The organism is Oscillospiraceae bacterium, assembly GCA_031265355.1.
GTDB lineage: Bacteria > Bacillota > Clostridia > Oscillospirales > UBA929 > JAIRTA01.
This window is the reverse complement of sequence record JAISCT010000030.1, coordinates 15,246-31,317: the sequence shown is the minus strand read 5'-3', so window position 1 is coordinate 31,317 and position 16,072 is coordinate 15,246. Positions and strand designations below refer to the sequence as shown.

Genomic DNA, 16,072 nt, shown 5'->3' with positions numbered 1-16,072 from the left:
CAAATAATATTCGCGCTTTATGAGCAAAGGGAATAATTGATGCAGAGGTGGGGCGTAGTGGAATTAGACATAGCACAGAATATTCTGTGCTATGTCTTGACACGGTACAGAATATTCTGCTATAATAAGAGCAGAATCGTGAATGGAGTGATTTTGATGACAGAAACAACGAATTTAAGCATTCGAATAGACCGCAGTTTGAAAGACGAAGCCGACATAGTTTTTAATGCCCTTGGTATGAACCTGACCACAGCAGTTACTATATTTGTGCGTCAGGCTGTCAGGCAAAAGAAAATCCCGTTTGAAATTTCTCTGGACGCGGCGGGCGGCAACCGCAGGGTGACGATGGCAGAGGCGATGACGGCTTCCGAACGCATCTGGCAAACGTCTATCCAAAATGAAATGGATAAAATGACGATGGATGACATTGACGCAGAAATTGCGGCAGCCCGCAAGGCAAGGGCGGGAGGATGACGAGCGTTCTTGTCGTGCTTGATACGAATATCATTGTGTCGGCTTTGCTCTCACCACTTGGAAACCCTGCGAAGATATACAAAATGTTTCTGACAGAAACGCTGAAATTGGCATACAGTTCAGGAATCCTTGCGGAATACAATGATGTCTTATTCAGACCGCGTTTGCGAATCCCAGCCAATGAAGTAGTAAAAGTACTTGAAGTTATTCAGGAATATGGGGAACGGATAGAGCCGACCCCAGGCACTCGCGATATGGTTGACGAGGACGACCGAGTATTCTATGACACGGCAAAGAGCGCGGGAGCTTATCTTGTGACTGGGAACAAAAAGCATTATCCAGATGAAGCGTTTATCCTAACACCGACAGAATTTTTGTCTTTGTGACAGAAGTTCCAATTTTTGTCGCATATTTCCGTAACGCCGCTGCCTATCTTTCTATGATAGCTGCTCGCTACAGCGGAAACGTATAGATTGATAAAGTGGCGCTTCAGAGGGACGTTTGTGATTTTTCGCTGTTAGAATATGTCAAAATTTGGAATTTCAGCAAAAGTTTTTCGAAAACAGTCCAAAATAGTCTATTGACTTTGAAGAAATTTTGTAATATAGTAAAATTAGGTTTTGGGGAAGCACCACGTTGTCTGTGCGCTGGAAAGGTATACCTTTTCAGCGCTTTTTACACGACGAATCGGTTCTCCTATATATATGGCCTGGACCGCCGTCCGCGCCGCTTGCGCAAACGCCGGATGGGGGAGTTTTGGTGAGAATTATCACATTTGGAGAAACTTTGGGAGCATAACGGCGCGAGTCGCGGCCAAAATAACAATGCGCGGATACGGCGCAGACCCCATCAAAATCGAGGAGATGCTACTATCATGGCGAGCAAGTCTCTTGTTCCGAACGCGAAGGAAGCGCTGAATCGCTTCAAGATCGAAGCGGCCTCCGATGTAGGCGTGACGCTGAAGCAGGGTTACAATGGCGACCTGACTGCTCAGCAGGCCGGCAGCATCGGCGGGCAGATGGTCAAGAAGATGATCGAAGCCTACGAGAACGGACTGAAATAACAACGGCACAGCAAAAGAGGCCCGAGAGGGCCTCTTTTGCTGTGCCGTTGGACACATGAAAAGTTTCCAAAATTTACCGCGCGGCAGTGCGCACTACCGGAGGATGATGAGCCGGACGCAGCCGGCTTCGGCGAGCGGTTTGTCGTAGTAGGCCTCGACCTGCGTGAGGGGATGGCTCAGGGCCTGGGTGAGGGTACCAAGCACGTATGTGCCGCCCTTGTCCTGCGTGTAGACGTAGACCGACACGTCGTCGGCAATGCGATGGCGCGCGCCGGCGGCGGTGTCGAGATACTGCCGCGAGAGGTTGGAGATGACTCCGTCCACGGCAGGAAGCTTTTGGATGTCGTCCAGCGTCCCGTCGGCGGCAAAGGAGAACCAGCAGGGGCCGTAGCTCACCGGGAAGACCGCTTTTACGGTGGCGGTGGCGCGCCGGCCGGCGATGTCGTATTGGTACGCGGCGCTGATGTTCAGCCCTGTCCCCGGCAGCTCCGTCTTAGAAAGCAGCAGGCCGAAGGAGAGATGATCGCCGGTGACGGCGTCCAGCACGAGCCGATCCACCCGCCCCTGCGCGTCGACGCCCAGATAATATACCTGCATCGTGGTCAGCCGGACACCGTCCAGCCGCTGCGGCAGCACCAGGCGCCCGGTCTTGTTGGCGCGCTCCATGATGATGATGTCGGGCGAGAGCGTCCGGCTCCCCAGCTGGCCGGCGGCCAGATCAAACAGGCCGGGCGAGCTGCTGTTGTAGCGCGTCAGCGTCTGCACCTTCGGCGTCCCGTCCTCGTAGCGGAGCTGCACCGCCAGACTGATGCTGTCGGACCAGTCGCGCTCCGCGGTGAGTTCCCGGGTCTCCCCGGTGTCGAGCAAAACGGTGACAAAACGGCGCTGCGACACGACGCCCGCGGCGTCGGTCACGGAGCGCGTCTCCGCCGCCGTGATGATCCCGATGTAGCGCTGGTCGTCGGCGCCGCCGGGGATGACGTTGGCCACGCCCTCGCGGCCCATCAGCAGCGTCACCGTCTCGCCGGGCCGGAACGAACCGGCGACGGACAGCAGCGCCTTGGCCTCGTCCGTCTCCAGCGCGTAGGTCGCGCCGTCCACGACGACCTGAGCCGGCGCGTCCCGGTTCGGCAGCGCCTTTTCGTAGAGACCTGTCACCCGCGTGGAGTAGGCCCGCGCGACCTGGTAGCCGGGCACGTGGTAAAGGATGTCGTAGGGCCGCAGTGCGGAGGACGCGGCGCTCGCGCCATCCTTTTGAAGCGAGAGCGTGGTTGGGCTTAGCCCCAGGGCGCGCAGACTGGCGTCGGGACTCTCGCCCAACGTGACGGGGCCCTCAAATTTGTCCGCCAGCATCTCGTCCAGAACTACGCTCTGGTACCCAAGCGTGGCGACCAATTTGCCGCCCTGCTTTTGCGATGTGTCCAGCAGCGTGTAGAGCAGCGTCATGGCCTCGCCGCGCGTGATCACATGGCCGCGCGTGGCGTCGATCTCCGCCGTCAGTTCCAGGCGGGCGGCGAGAGAGAGCTGTGTCTGCGGGTAGGGGCCGGTCAAGTCGCTCGCCGTGTAGCCAAGCAGGCGCAGCGCCACTGTGACCGCCTCCTCCACCGTGAGCGTGCGGTCCGGCCCAAACGTACCGTTCGGGTAACCCCGCATGTACCCGGCCAGAGACGCGGCGCGGATATAGGAGGCCGCCCAGTGCGTGTAGGGCACATCCTTAAACGGGGAAGTCAGCGAACTGGACGCCACCTGGTCCCGCATCGGCGAGAGCGCGATGCACATCTTGGAGAACTGGGCGCGCGTCAAACTGTCGCCGAGGCCGAAGTCCCCGTTCGGGTAGCCGTGCATGACGTTCAGCAGGGACATGATCTGCCGGATGTCCGACTCCGGCTGCTCCGGCGGCGCGGCCGCGGCCGTGACGCCGCCCGCCAGCACCGCCGCCGCCAAACAAAACGCAAATATCCTTCTTCGACTTTTCTTCATGGACGGATCCCCCCGTTTGTTTCTTTACTCATAACGCAGCGCGTCGATGGGATTCAGTTTGGAAGCCTTGGAAGCGGGGAAGTAGCCAAAAATGATGCCGATGCCGGCGGAGACAGAGAATGCCATCAGGACGGCGGTGGGGGTGGGAACCACGGTGAAGCCGATGAGACGGCCGACGAGATAAGCCCCTGTCATGCCAAGTAAGATCCCCAATGTGCCGCCCAGCGCGCTTGTGACCGCCGCCTCGATGATGAACTGGCCGCGGATATCGCGGCGTTTGGCGCCCAGCGATTTGCGGATGCCAATCTCCCGCGTGCGCTCCGTCACAGACACCAGCATGATGTTCATGATGCCGATGCCGCCGACCAGCAGCGAGATCGCCGCGATGCCGACCAAGATGGAGCTCATCATCCCGAGCAGTTCGTTCACCTGCTCCAGCATCTCGTTCATACTGGTGACGCGGTAGGCGTCCTCGCTCTGGTAGACCTGGTAGAGCCTGCTTTTCAGCAGCGTGACCGCCGGCTCCACTTGGTCGCCGTCGGAAGCCGAGAGGTAGTAAGTGCCGCCCATCTGCCGAAACATGCGCAACGCCAGCGTGTACGGGATGAAGACGCAGTCGTCGTCCCCGCCCTGCGTACCGCCCCCCGTCTCCTTGAGCACCCCAACGACATCGAAGATGTCGCCGCCGAGGCGCACCTGCTGGCCGACGGGGTCGTCCTCACCGAAGAGCTCCGCGGCGACATAGCTCCCGATTACGCAGACCTTTTGGCGCCGTTCCATATCGATATACCCCAGAAACCGCCCATTTTCTACCTCTTTGTTGCGGATCTTGTCATAATCCTCGCCTGTACCGCTCAGCGTGGTCGTAAGGCTGTTGGCGCCGTTTTTCATCGTCACGCTGGAGGCCACATATGGGGAAACGAAACGGAGCTGTTCGGGGTAGGTATCCACCCACTCGTAGAGATCGTCGGCCGAGACGGTGCGGTTTGAGGAACGGCCAAAGACGTTGACTGTGATCAGATGCGCGCCGAAACTCTCGAAGGTGGAGGACATCTCGCCGGAAAAACTGCTCATCAGGCTGACGAGCACAATGACGGAGGCCACGCCGATGATGATGCCCAGCATCGTGAGAAAGGAGCGGAGCTTGCTGGTTCGGATGCTCTTCAGCGCCAGCAGAAAATATTGTTTGATATCCATCTGGTTCCTCCCTGTACCCTCGGGGAAATCTCAATCCAAATTACCAATCCCAATGGCCAAATCTGCGCAAACGCCCGGGCCGTCCGCCGGCGCCTCCGGCTTTAAGACGGCGGCGCGGCCACCGGTTCGTCGGAGACGACCTTCCCGTCGCTGATACCGACCACGCGCCGGGCCATCGAGGCAATCTTGCTGTCGTGGGTGATGAGTACGATCGTGTTACCCTGCATGTTCAGGTCGCGCAAAAACTGGAGCACTTCAAGCCCCGTCCGCGAATCCAATGCGCCCGTAGGTTCGTCGGCCAGGATGACGGAGGGGTCGCCCACCAATGCCCGGGCGATCGACACGCGCTGCTGCTGACCGCCGGAGAGTTGGGAAGGCAGGTGATGCAGCCGGTCCTGCAGGCCGACGTGCGCGAGCGCCTCCTCCGCCTTCTCCCGCCGCCGCCGCGCGGAGTATCCGCCATATTGGAGCGGCAGTTCTACGTTCTCCAGTACGTTCAGCTTGGCGATGAGGTTGTACTGCTGGAAGACAAAGCCGAGACGTCGGTTGCGGATGTCGGCCAACTTGTTGTCGGACAGCGCCCCGACGTCCTCACCGTCCAGCAGGTAACTGCCCGCGGTCGGCACGTCGAGACAACCGATGATGTTCATCAGCGTCGATTTGCCGGAACCGGACTGCCCGACAATCGCCACATATTCGCCCTTTTGGATCGTCAGGGAGATGCCGTCTACCGCGCGAACTTCGTTTTCCCCGGTGTTGTATATTTTGTAAATATCTTCCAATATAATCATCGGCGTCAGCCTCCGCGACTAAAGGTGGCGTTTCCGCCGGCCGGCATGGCCGGTCGGGCGCCGCCGCTCATCATACCACCGCCGCCCATGCTCTGCATGCCGAGGAAGCCGTTGCTTGTGCTTGAGATATTGACCTGTGTCGCGACTACGTCGCCCTCGCGCAGGCCGTCCGTAATCTCGATCCATGTGTCGTCGTTGATCCCTGTACGCACCTGGATGTAGACATAACCGGCCGGGGCTTCCGCCCGGTTGGCCGCGGGCCTTTCGCCGGCGGGGGCATCGCTGTCCGCAGCGTCCGCGCCGCCGCCATAAGCACCGCGGTCGGGCGGCGCACCGGCGGGGGCATTGCTGTCCGCAGCGTCCGCGCCGCCGCCATAGGTACCGCGGCCGGGCGGCGCACCGGCGGGGGCACCGCCGTCCGCAGCGTCCGCGCCGCCGCCATAGGCACCGCGGCCGGACGGCGCGCCGGCGGGGGCATCACCGTCCGCGGCGCCTGTGCCGCCGCCAAAGGGAGCACGGCCGCCGTCTGCGGCGGGCGCCGATGACAGCGCGTGCTCCTGCCGCGCCGCCTCCTCCGTCTGGCCCTCCGTGAGCTTCAGCAGCACGAAGTTGCCGCGGATCACGGCGGCGGCGGGTACGCGCAGCACATTTTCCGCCGTCTCAAACAAGATGGCCCCATTCACGTTCATCCCGGGCAGCAGACCCTCGTGGTCCTCGATGACCACCTTCACCGGATAGGTGGTGACGCCGTTTTGTGTGGTTCCCAGCATGCTGATGCTGTCGACCCTTCCCACGAAAACGCTGCTCGGCAGCGCGTCGGCGGTCACCTCCACCGTCTGGCCCACTTCGACGCTGCTGATGTCCAGCTCATCGACACTGATGTCGAATGTCACCTGTGACATGTCGGCGATGATCGCCATCACGGTGCGTGTATTTGTCGTGTCCAGCGTGTCGCCCGCCTTCGAGGTCTTTTTGAGCACTGTCCCGCTGATGGGGGCGGTGATCACATAGTCGTCAAGCTGCGCCTCGGCGTTTTCCAGGTTGAGCTGGGCGTCCTTGACACCCAGGGAAGCCGAGCGGATCTGCAGTTCCGTGGAACTGCCGGCGTCAAAGGTGACCACGGCCAGCCGCTGGCCGGCGGAGACGCGGTCGCCCTGACGCACGGTGAGCCCCTGAATCTTACCGCCGGATCGGGCCGTCACTGTCTTGGTGTCGAGATAGCCGATGATCCCGGCATCGTTGCAGGCGATGCTGCCCACAAGCGCCGTCGCGCGGTCCCCCTCGCCAACGGCGCCCGGATTGTCGAGCAGGATCTCCACGCTGCGCACCGGCGCGCCGGTGGCGGAGACGGAGACGGCGTCGTACACGCGGCGTACCGAGCCGGCGATGGCGATGTCGCTGTCCTCAAGGTACACCCGGGCGGCGGCGCCCACCGTCAGCGCGGTGGCGTCGCCCTCGTTGAAGGGCAGCGTGAGCAGCAAATGGTCGCTGTCCACGATGTCGGCCACGCGGCCGCCGGTCTGGATGTTGTCACCGTCTTCCACATAGAGCATCGTGATGATGCCGCCGATGGAGGCGGTGATATTCGGATAGTCAACCTTGGTGCCGTTCAGCGTCTGCTCATACGAAAGTTCGGACCGCTCCAGCGCCGTCTGGGCCTTGTCGATGTTGTTGATCGCGTTTTCTGGGTCGATCCGGTACAAGATATCCCCCTTTTCGACCACTTGTCCCTCTTCGAAGGGAGATTCTAAAATCTCTCCCTGCACCAGGGCGATGACCTCGTACTGGTTGTTCGGCGCGATGGCGCCCGGTCCGCTGATCGACACGGAGATGTCGCCGCGCGTGACCGTGCTGTCTATGTATTGTGTATTGCTCTCGGCCACCGGGCGGTGGCGCCACAAATACACGAGGACAACCGCCGCGGCCAGCACCACCGCAGCTATGAGAATCTTTTTGAGGCGCTTGCCTTTTTTGCGTCCGGTCTTTCTGACCGGCGCAACGGCGCCGACCTCCGGCATGCCCTCTGGCGCGGGAACCGACGGATTCACAAAACTCCCCCTCAGCATGGATTCATAAATTCTTGGTTTCGATTATAAAGAAAAAAAGAAAACAGTGTTTGGACAAAATGTGAATTTTATGAGAAATATCATAGGCAGATTGACAGCCGGCCAGGGATGTAGTACAATTTGGGCGTGGTAGGCGCATTTTATGCGAAAGCAGAGAGGAAAGACACGATGAAAAAATCGAAGGTCTCCATTTTCGGCATCTTTCTGTTCCTGTTGGCTGCGGGTCTTCTTGTGTGCGCGGTTCTCTTCGCCAACGAGTTGGTCAAAAGCCTGAAGGAAGCCGTAGACACCGGCGTAGATCTATCTCCTTACACAATGAACATCCTCAACGACTTCATGCAGAGCTCCCTCATTTATGTCATCTACGCCGTGATTCTCGCCGCGCTGGGTTGGCTTATCCAAAAACAAAAGCTCATCGCCCTCGCCGCCGCGGTCGCTCCGGTCCAGCCATACACCTATGATGCATCCCCGGATGTGATCGAAACGCAAGGCGAGTGGCAAGTGGACGCCGGGCCTGCCTTGCTGCCGGACGAACCGAGTACTGTAGAGGAAGCGGGTACAGAGGAAGAAAAAAATTGAGCCCCTACGAACATCACGCGGACACCAAAGGCCCACTATATGTTGTGTGAAGCCACAACATATAGTGGGCCTTTGACTGCTTATCCGTCGCCGTCCGACAATTGCTCAATGGTCAGGGAGCAAAAATCAACGCCGTCGTCTTCGGTGCAGACGGCCAGTTTGTGGGCTGGGTCGACGTCGCGGCGGAAAAAGCGCGGCGTGTCGCCGAGGCCCTCGCAATGGGCGCCGCCGCCGGGGGGCAAGTGAAAACAGAGCGAGCGCAACGGGGTGGAGAGCCCCGTGCCCAGGTACTTGACGTAGGCCTCCTTCAAGGTCCAGTAGTCGTAAAAGAGCACCCGCCGCGCCTCGTCGCCCCGCGCGGCCCGCAGCGCCGCGCGTTCCACCTCGTGGAAGACAAGCCGATCGACGTCCGGCGCCGTCGGCGCCATGTGTTGCACGTCGACCCCGATCTCGCGGCTGCTCCACCCGCAGACGATCCAGTCTCCGGAGTGGGAGAGATTGAAATACCGGTGCCGGTCCGTGAAGTACGGTTTGCCGTAGTGGTTGCAAGTGAATGTAAGCGCTTCACCGCGGGAGAGGCCCGCGCGGCCCGCCAGATGGCGCACCAGCACGGCGCCCAGCAGACACCGCGCGCGGTCGGCCTCGAACCGAAAGGCTTCGACTCGTTTGCGCCGCGCCGCCGATACGCATGACAACAGCGCCCGATACCTTGCCTCTGGCAGGGGCGTGACCAAAGGCAGCAGATAAATCTCCGCCATGGACGTCCTCTTTTCCGGAAAACCCTAAAAATGCGGCTCTGTCTCATCGATGATATAAATATAAAGGACTGTTTAACAGTTCCTGAGGGCGCGGCGCTACGCAAGGCGCCCTATCAAGGCGCCGCTGCGGGCGGCGGAATGCCGACCCCGCTTCTGTCGGACGCCCAAATAAGGGAGTGACCACAGTTGGCATACACATGGAGTCAGGACCTGGAAACAGGGTATGCGTTGATCGACACACAGCACAAGGAGCTGATCCAGGCAATCAACAACCTGTTGGCGGCGTGCTCCAGCGGAAAAGGCCGCGCGGCGCTGAATGAGACGTTGGATTTCTTATCGCACTACACGGCCAAGCACTTTGCGGACGAAGAAAAGCTGCAGGTACAGCATCACTATCCGGACTACACAAACCATAAGAGACTCCACGACGGGTTTAAAGCGGTGGTGGCCGACTTGAGCCGGCGGCTCAAAACAGAAGGCCCCACAATCGCGCTGGTGGGGAAGGTAAACGCCAGCATCGGCGACTGGCTGGTCAGTCACATCAAGCGCGAGGACAAAAAAGTTGCGGCGCATCTTCACGGGTAGCCTCGTATAGACTGCCTCCGTGGCAGTCGACGGCCACGACGACAGGGAGGTCCTCGACGACCAAACGGCGGATGGCCTCCGTGCCGAGCTCTGGGTAGGCTATGACCTCCGCCTGTCTGACACAGCGGCTCATCAGCGCGGCGGCGCCGCCGACGGCGGCGAAATAGACGCCGCTGCAGGTTCGTATGGCCTCGACGACTTCCGGGCTGCGCAGGCCTTTGCCAATCATAACTTTCAGACCGTACCGGATCAGCGCGGGCGCGTAGGCGTCCATACGTCCGCTGGTGGTGGGGCCGATGGAGCCGATCACCCGGCCCGGCGGGGCGGGGCAGGGGCCGGCGTAGTAGATGATCTGCCCCTTCGGATCGAAGGGGAGCGCCTCCCCCCGTGCGACGGCCTCCGTCATCCGCCTGTGGGCGGCGTCCCGTCCGGTATAGACGACGCCGCTCACCGCCAGCATATCTCCACTGTGCAACCGCCCAATCACCTCATCCAAAAGCGGCGCGGTGATACGCTGCAACATACAGTTCCCCCCTATCCACACTACACTCTATAACGCCACACTGCTATGCCTCGTGGCGTGGCAGCCAATGTTGACGGCCACGGGGAGGCCTGCGATACGGGCGGGGTGGGAAGGAAACATGTACATGTTTCTTTCCACACTCTATAATTCCACACTGCTGTGCCTTGTGGCGTGGCAGCCAATGTTGACGGCCACGGGGAGGCCTGCGATGTGGGTGGGGTGGGGCAGGATGTGGACGGCCAGGGCGGTGGTTTGGCCGCCGAAGCCGGCGGGGCCGATGCCCAAGGCGTTGATGTCGCGCAATAAAGACGCCTCCCGCTCGGCCCAGACGGGATCCGGGTGCAGAGAACCGACGGGACGCAGCAGCGCCTGCTTGGCCAGCAAAGCCGCCTTGTCCATCGTGCCGCCCACACCCACACCCACGATAACGGGCGGACAGGGATTGGACGCCGCGCGCCGCACGGTGTCCACCACAAAATCCATGACGCCGGCCAGTCCGTCCGCCGGCGTCAGCATGGCGACGCGGCCCATGTTCTCACTGCCGAACCCCTTGGGCGCCACCGTCAGCGTCAGCGTATCCCCGGGCACGACGTTGTAATAGACGACCGCCGGCGTGTTGTCCCCCGTGTTGCGCCGATCGATGGGGTCGCATACGACAGACTTGCGCAGGAAACCGCGCTCGTAGCCCCGCGCCACGCCCGCCTGAATGGCCTCCTCCAGCGCGCCGCCCGCAATATGTACCTCCTGCCCCAATGCCACAAAGACAGTGGCAAGTCCCGTGTCCTGGCACATGGGAAGATTGTCGGCCTCGGCGGCGTCGGCGTTTTCGAGCAACATACCGAGCACGGCGCGGGGCAGCGCGCCGTGCTCTTCGCCGTGCGCACGGCGAAGAGCGGCCCGGATGTCCGCCCCAAGACGCACGTTGCTTTCGATACAAAGCGTCTCCACCGCCCGTGTCACCGCGGCAGCTTCAATCTCCCGCATACCCGTCACCCCAGTCGTCCCCATACAAAAGGACGCCTCCCGCGTCAAATTTCATCGCTCTGTCGTCAACTGTGTCCTATACAGCGAGGCATACAGGCCGTCCAGGGCAAGCAGCGTGTCGTGGCGGCCGCGTTCGCGGACGCCCTCTTCGTCGATGACAATGATCTCATCGGCGTTCTTGACCGTGGAAAGCCGGTGAGCGATGACAAGAGTGGTTCGGCCCGCAGACAGAGCCTCGAAGCTCTTTTGAATCCGCGTCTCCGTCAGTGTGTCCAGTGCGGAGGTGGCCTCGTCCAAGATGAGGATCGGCGGGTTCTTGAGAAAGATGCGGGCGATGCTGATCCGCTGCTTCTGCCCGCCCGAGAGGCGAACGCCTCGTTCGCCGACTTCCGTCTGATAGCCGTTTTCCATCTCCATGATCATGTCATGGATCTCCGCCCGCAGCGCGGCCTCCACAATCTCGTCGTCCGTCGCGTCCATCCGCCCATAGCGGATGTTCTCCATGATCGTACCGGCAAAGAGGAAGACATCCTGCGACACGATGCCGACGTGCGCGCGCAGGCTCTCCAGCGTGATGTCTCGGATATCGACCCCGTCCAGCGTGATTTGTCCCGCCGACACCTCGTAAAAACGCGGAATCAGGTGGCACAGCGTTGTCTTCCCGCCGCCCGACGGACCGACCAGCGCCAGCGTCCGGCCCGCCGCTACCGTGAGGTCCAGGTTTTTGAGCACTTTTGTCTTGTCGTCATAAGAGAAGGAGACGTTTTGAAACGCAATGTCTCCCTTCACCTGCCGGAGCGTAAAAGCCCCCGGGCGATCCACGATCTCCGGCTTTTCGTGCATCAGCTCGCTGAAGCGGGCGAAACCAGCCATGCCGTTTGTGAACTGCTCCACAAACTGCGACAGCCGCCGGATGGGCTGCAAAAACGCCGACACATAGAGTGCAAAAGTCATGAGCCCCACGTAGTCCAGTTCCTCACGCATGATAAAATAGCCGCCCATCGCGATGACCGCTACATTGAATAAATTGGTAAAAAATTCCATTCCACTGTGAAAGACGGCCATCGCCGAATAAAAACCGCCTTTGGCGCGTTTGAAACCCTCGTTGCTCTCGTTGAATTTCTGTACCTCAAAGCGCTCGTTGGTAAAGGCCTTGGCCACCCGCGCTCCGGAGATGCTGGATTCGATGCCTGCGTTGATGCCGGCCACACGCTCCTTGACGCGGCGGGAGGCGGACATCATCCGCCGACGCTGGAGATAGGTAAAGGCCAACCCCACCGGCACCAGCAGGATGAGCACCAGCGCGAGCTTCCAGTTGATGCCCAGCATGATGCCGAAGGCGCCCAAAATGGTGACGAGCGAGATGAACACGTCCTCAGGCCCGTGGTGGGCCAATTCCGTGATGTCGAAGAGATCCGTTGTGACGCGGGACATGAGAAGCCCCGTGCGGTTCGCGTCGTAAAACTTAAACGAGAGCGTCTGCATGTGCGCAAACAGGTCCCGCCGCATGTCGGCCTCCATCAGCACGCCGAGGCTGTGCCCCCAATACGTCACGATATAGGAGAAGGCCGAGCGCAGCACATAGACGAGCACGAGCGCACCCATGAGCACAAAGAAAGGGCCAAACAGCCGGCCCGGCAGCATCGACGTCATGGCATAACGCGAGATCAGCGGAAACGCCAGGTCGACCAGAGCGATCATGAACGCGCAGATCATGTCGAGCGCAAACAGCTTCCGGTGCGGCCGGTAATACGCGACAAACCGCTTTGGCTTCTCCCCAAATGTCAATCCGTCCAAAGGCAACCTCCCACTGCGGAAAACGAGACCGCGTCAAACCTCGTCCGCGATCTGATGGAACGCCCGTGCTTCCCGAATGTCCAGCTCGATCTGCCGCGTCAACGCCTCGAGAGTGTGGAAACGCGCCTCCGGGCGTAGAAACTTGTGGAGCTCCAGCCGGATCCGGTGGCCGTAGAGGTCCCCCGTGAAACCCAGGATATGCGTCTCCACCACGATTTCCGCGCCGCAGCTCACGGTTGGCCTGGTCCCGATGTTTGTGACGGCGGGGTAGAGGCGGTTGTCTCCCCAGGAGGCCGTGCTGGCATAGACGCCCTTGGCCGGACTCTGGATACCGGCGGGCAGGGGGAAGTTGATCGTCGGCATGTTCCAGCTTGAGGCCAGCTTGCGGCCGTGCCCCACGAAACCGGAGAGCGAATGGGGGTGTCCGAGAAAAAGCCGGGCGCGTTCTATGTCTCCCTGGGCCACGAGTTTGCGAATATAGGTGGAACTGACGGTGATGCCGCTGAGCTCCACACGCGGGATGATGTCGCAGCCGATCCCCGCCTGCGCGCAAGCGTCGGCCAGCAGCGCGGCGTTGCCCTCGCCGCGGTAGCCGAAGTGGAAGTCATAGCCTGCCACCACATGCGTGGCGTGAAACCGGCCAATAAGCAGTTCCTGCAAAAAATCGCGCCACGACATGTGCATCAGCGCGTCGTCAAAGTGCGCAAAGATGACTTCCTGCATGCCATACAGGCGGCGAATCAGGTCGGCCCTGTCCTCGACGGTACACAGCAGAGGGATGGCGTGATCTAAAATCAGCGCTTCCGGGTGACTGTCAAACGTCAGCGCACAGGGCCGCGCGCCGTTGCGCGCCGCCGCCTCGGCGGTCCGGCGCAACAGGACGCCGTGCCCGATGTGGACGCCGTCAAAAAACCCGAGCGCAATGGCGCGGCTCGCTTTGGGGCTATCCATCAGCATTCACCTCGAAAAAATTCTTTTCCGTGTGGACGGTGTGGCCGTGATCCGCCGCACGCACACGGCCTATCAGCAAAAATACGCCCCCCGCGCCGTATACGCGGCACAGCGCACCCGCGGGCGGGGCCTTCGGCGGCGCGGGAAAGGGCGCGCCGACACGGCAGCGGGCCTCGTCCCGGGGACCAACCGTCAGAGCGGGGAGATCGGCAAAGAGAACGTCGACCGGCTTTAGCAGGGCGCCGGCGCCGCTCCCGGCGGCCGCCACATCCTCCAAGGTCACGGCATCCGCTAGGGAGAAAGGATGGGCGTAGGTGCGGCGCAACGCCGACAGAGCGGCCCCGCAGCCCAGCGCCTGACCCAGGTCGTGCGCCAGAGTACGGACATAGGTGCCCTTAGAGGCGCGCACGCGCAGCGTGCAGCCGTCCGCCGTCAAATCCTCCAGCGCCAGCGTGCGGACGGTCACCGGACGCGGCGGCCTTTCGACCGTTACTCCGCGCCGCGCCAGCTCATAGAGCTTGTGCCCGTCCACTTTGACGGCCGACACCATCGGAGGCACTTGCTTGATCTCGCCGCGAAAGGCGGGGAGCGCCGCCTCCAGTTCCGCGCGTGAGGGCCGCCTGTCGGAGACATGCTCCACCGTGCCGCTCGTATCTTGGGTATCGGTGACGACACCGAAGACGATCTGAGCCAAGTACTCTTTGTCGCCAAGCAAGTACGCGCTGGCGCGCGTGGCGCGCCCGACGAGCACGGGCAAAACGCCGGTGGCTTGGGGGTCCAGAGTACCACCGTGTCCGATGCGGCGCTGTTTCAGCAGGCCGCGCAAACGGGCCACCACATCGTGGGAGGTATAGCCCGCCGGTTTGTCAATGACCAGGATCCCATCCATGCAGCGCCTTCACCTCCGCCACGGCCGCCAGCATCTGCCGGCGCACCTCCGCCCGATTCCCGTGGCACCGACAGCCGCCGGCACGAGGGTGTCCGCCGCCACCGCGCTGCGCGCAGATGCGGTTCGCCTCCCAGCGCTGCGAGGTACGGACGGAGATCTTCCAGAGGTCGGCGGCCTGTTCGCGGAGAGTCACGCCGATCTCGACGCCCTCCATCTTGCGCGGCAGCGCCGAGATGTTGTCGATGTCGTCCTCGTCAGCCTGCGTCTTCGCAAGCATCTCCATCGTGAGATAACAAAACGCCGTTGCACCCCCGTCAAAGAACTCCATCTCACCGAGTACCAGCGCCTCGATCTGGAAGCGCCGGCGCGACTTGATCTCAAACACCTCTAGGTTCACAACGGCAAACGGGATGCCGGTGTCGATCAGGGCGGCGGCTACACGATGCGTGCGCGACGTCGTGTTGGAATAACGAAAACAGCCGGTGTCCGTAGACACGGCCAGATAAAGCGGCAACGCCACAGCCTGTGTGAGAGCGGCACCCATGGTTTCGAGCACTTCGAAGATGATCTCTCCCGTGGAAGCCCGGCCCGGCAGCACGCAGCCAAACCGGCCAAACCCGCTGTTGGTCTCGTGGTGGTCGATCACCAGCGTGATGCGGTTCTCCCAGGATTCATATACCTTGGGCAGCAGCGTCGGCGCGGCCACGTCGACCGCAACCAACACGGCGTTTTCCGGCGGCGCGCCCGGCCAGAGGTAGTCGGCGACATAGGGGGCATAGCGGGCGGTGACCTCCGGGTTTTCCAACACATACGCCGTTTTGCCCAGCGAACGGAGTCCGGCGCACAGGGCGGCGGCGCTGCCCAGCGTATCCCCGTCAGGGCGCTGGTGGGTCAGGACAAAAACCGTGTCCATCGCCGTGAGCTGCTCGGCCGCCTCCGCGACCGTGATCATGCGATACGCGGTGTCTGCGTCTGTATTTGGCATATAAGGCACTCCTTAGGGTTCGGCGCCCGGCGCGGCGCCGCCAGTTGTCTCGCATTTTGTTTCAATCCGCGTCCCCGCCCGCCGTCTCCCGAAGGCCGATCAGCATCTGCTGGATCCGCGCCCCGCGGGCGAGCGAGTCGTCGGCGATGAACTGCAGCTCCGGCGTGTGCCGCAGCGAGAGGGCGGCGGCGAGTTCCCGGCGCAGGTATCCCGCGGCCGATTTGAACCCGGCCACCACGGCCCCGGCGTCCACGCCGCTGCCCAGCGCGCTCACATAGACACGCGCCAGAGAGAGATCTCGCGTCGTCTCCACATGGGTCAAACTGACCACGCCCCTGATGCGCGGGTCTTTCAACGTCTGTACCAGACGAGAGAGTTCCCGCAGGATCTCCTCGTTGATCTTCTGCATACGGCCCGTACCCGGCACTGCCTTCACCCCCGAACACTATA

17 protein-coding genes are annotated in these 16,072 nt (G+C 61.5%); 5 read left to right on the top strand and 12 right to left on the bottom strand.

Annotated features, from left to right (window positions below; genetic code table 11):
* The first annotated feature begins 156 nt into the window (after positions 1-156).
* From LBK75_04180 to LBK75_04170, 3 genes are all read left to right on the top strand, one after another.
* Positions 157-474, top strand: coding sequence for a type II toxin-antitoxin system RelB/DinJ family antitoxin (locus tag LBK75_04180; protein MDR1157488.1), 318 nt, complete (start codon positions 157-159; stop codon positions 472-474).
* Positions 471-860, top strand: coding sequence for a putative toxin-antitoxin system toxin component, PIN family (locus LBK75_04175; GenBank protein ID MDR1157487.1), 390 nt, complete (start codon positions 471-473; stop codon positions 858-860). Before LBK75_04180 ends, LBK75_04175 begins: the two co-directional genes overlap by 4 nt.
* Before the next feature lie 488 nt (positions 861-1,348).
* Positions 1,349-1,537, top strand: coding sequence for an alpha/beta-type small acid-soluble spore protein (locus LBK75_04170; protein ID MDR1157486.1), 189 nt, complete (start codon positions 1,349-1,351; stop codon positions 1,535-1,537).
* 93 nt (positions 1,538-1,630) lie between these two features.
* Here LBK75_04170 and LBK75_04165 read toward each other — a convergent pair whose 3' ends face one another.
* From LBK75_04165 to LBK75_04150, 4 genes are all read right to left on the bottom strand, one after another.
* Complete coding sequence (locus tag LBK75_04165; protein MDR1157485.1) at positions 1,631-3,517, bottom strand: S-layer homology domain-containing protein; 1,887 nt, start codon at positions 3,515-3,517, stop codon at positions 1,631-1,633.
* A gap of 24 nt (positions 3,518-3,541) precedes the next feature.
* Positions 3,542-4,714: an ABC transporter permease gene (locus LBK75_04160; GenBank protein ID MDR1157484.1), complete on the bottom strand. Its 1,173-nt coding sequence runs from the start codon at positions 4,712-4,714 to the stop codon at positions 3,542-3,544.
* A gap of 101 nt (positions 4,715-4,815) precedes the next feature.
* Positions 4,816-5,505, bottom strand: a complete 690-nt coding sequence (locus LBK75_04155) for an ABC transporter ATP-binding protein (protein MDR1157483.1) — start codon at positions 5,503-5,505, stop codon at positions 4,816-4,818.
* 5 nt (positions 5,506-5,510) lie between these two features.
* Complete coding sequence (locus LBK75_04150; GenBank protein MDR1157482.1) at positions 5,511-7,553, bottom strand: efflux RND transporter periplasmic adaptor subunit; 2,043 nt, start codon at positions 7,551-7,553, stop codon at positions 5,511-5,513.
* A 186-nt stretch (positions 7,554-7,739) separates the two neighbouring features.
* On the opposite strand from LBK75_04150, the gene LBK75_04145 reads away from it, so the two are divergent.
* Entirely contained in the window at positions 7,740-8,150 is a 411-nt protein-coding gene (locus tag LBK75_04145; GenBank protein MDR1157481.1) for a hypothetical protein, read from the top strand.
* 80 nt (positions 8,151-8,230) lie between these two features.
* Here the strand turns inward: LBK75_04145 and LBK75_04140 are convergent, their stop codons facing one another.
* Positions 8,231-8,908: a 4'-phosphopantetheinyl transferase superfamily protein gene (locus tag LBK75_04140; GenBank protein MDR1157480.1), complete on the bottom strand. Its 678-nt coding sequence runs from the start codon at positions 8,906-8,908 to the stop codon at positions 8,231-8,233.
* A 186-nt stretch (positions 8,909-9,094) separates the two neighbouring features.
* On the opposite strand from LBK75_04140, the gene LBK75_04135 reads away from it, so the two are divergent.
* On the top strand, positions 9,095-9,493 hold the full coding sequence (locus LBK75_04135) for a bacteriohemerythrin (GenBank protein ID MDR1157479.1): 399 nt from the start codon (positions 9,095-9,097) through the stop codon (positions 9,491-9,493).
* Here the strand turns inward: LBK75_04135 and LBK75_04130 are convergent.
* The 7 genes from LBK75_04130 to rbfA form a co-directional block, all read right to left on the bottom strand.
* Positions 9,450-10,016 carry a Fe-S-containing hydro-lyase gene (locus LBK75_04130; GenBank protein ID MDR1157478.1) on the bottom strand — a complete coding sequence of 189 codons (567 nt, stop codon included), beginning with the start codon at positions 10,014-10,016 and terminating at the stop codon, positions 9,450-9,452. The genes LBK75_04135 and LBK75_04130 overlap by 44 nt on opposite strands.
* 141 nt (positions 10,017-10,157) lie before the next feature.
* Positions 10,158-11,000: a fumarate hydratase gene (locus LBK75_04125; protein ID MDR1157477.1), complete on the bottom strand. Its 843-nt coding sequence runs from the start codon at positions 10,998-11,000 to the stop codon at positions 10,158-10,160.
* A 51-nt stretch (positions 11,001-11,051) separates the two neighbouring features.
* Positions 11,052-12,716 (bottom strand): ABC transporter ATP-binding protein/permease, encoded by a 1,665-nt coding sequence (locus tag LBK75_04120; GenBank protein MDR1157476.1) that lies wholly within the window; start codon positions 12,714-12,716, stop codon positions 11,052-11,054.
* A gap of 114 nt (positions 12,717-12,830) precedes the next feature.
* Positions 12,831-13,748: a riboflavin biosynthesis protein RibF gene (gene ribF, locus LBK75_04115; GenBank protein MDR1157475.1), complete on the bottom strand. Its 918-nt coding sequence runs from the start codon at positions 13,746-13,748 to the stop codon at positions 12,831-12,833.
* A complete protein-coding gene (truB, locus tag LBK75_04110) occupies positions 13,741-14,637 on the bottom strand; it encodes a tRNA pseudouridine(55) synthase TruB (protein ID MDR1157474.1) in 897 nt (298 codons plus the stop codon). Before truB ends, ribF begins: the two co-directional genes overlap by 8 nt.
* Positions 14,615-15,622 carry a DHH family phosphoesterase gene (locus tag LBK75_04105; protein ID MDR1157473.1) on the bottom strand — a complete coding sequence of 336 codons (1,008 nt, stop codon included), beginning with the start codon at positions 15,620-15,622 and terminating at the stop codon, positions 14,615-14,617. The genes truB and LBK75_04105 overlap by 23 nt, the downstream gene beginning before the upstream one ends.
* 61 nt (positions 15,623-15,683) lie before the next feature.
* Positions 15,684-16,031, bottom strand: coding sequence for a 30S ribosome-binding factor RbfA (gene rbfA / locus LBK75_04100; protein ID MDR1157472.1), 348 nt, complete (start codon positions 16,029-16,031; stop codon positions 15,684-15,686).
* Positions 16,032-16,072 lie beyond the last annotated feature (41 nt).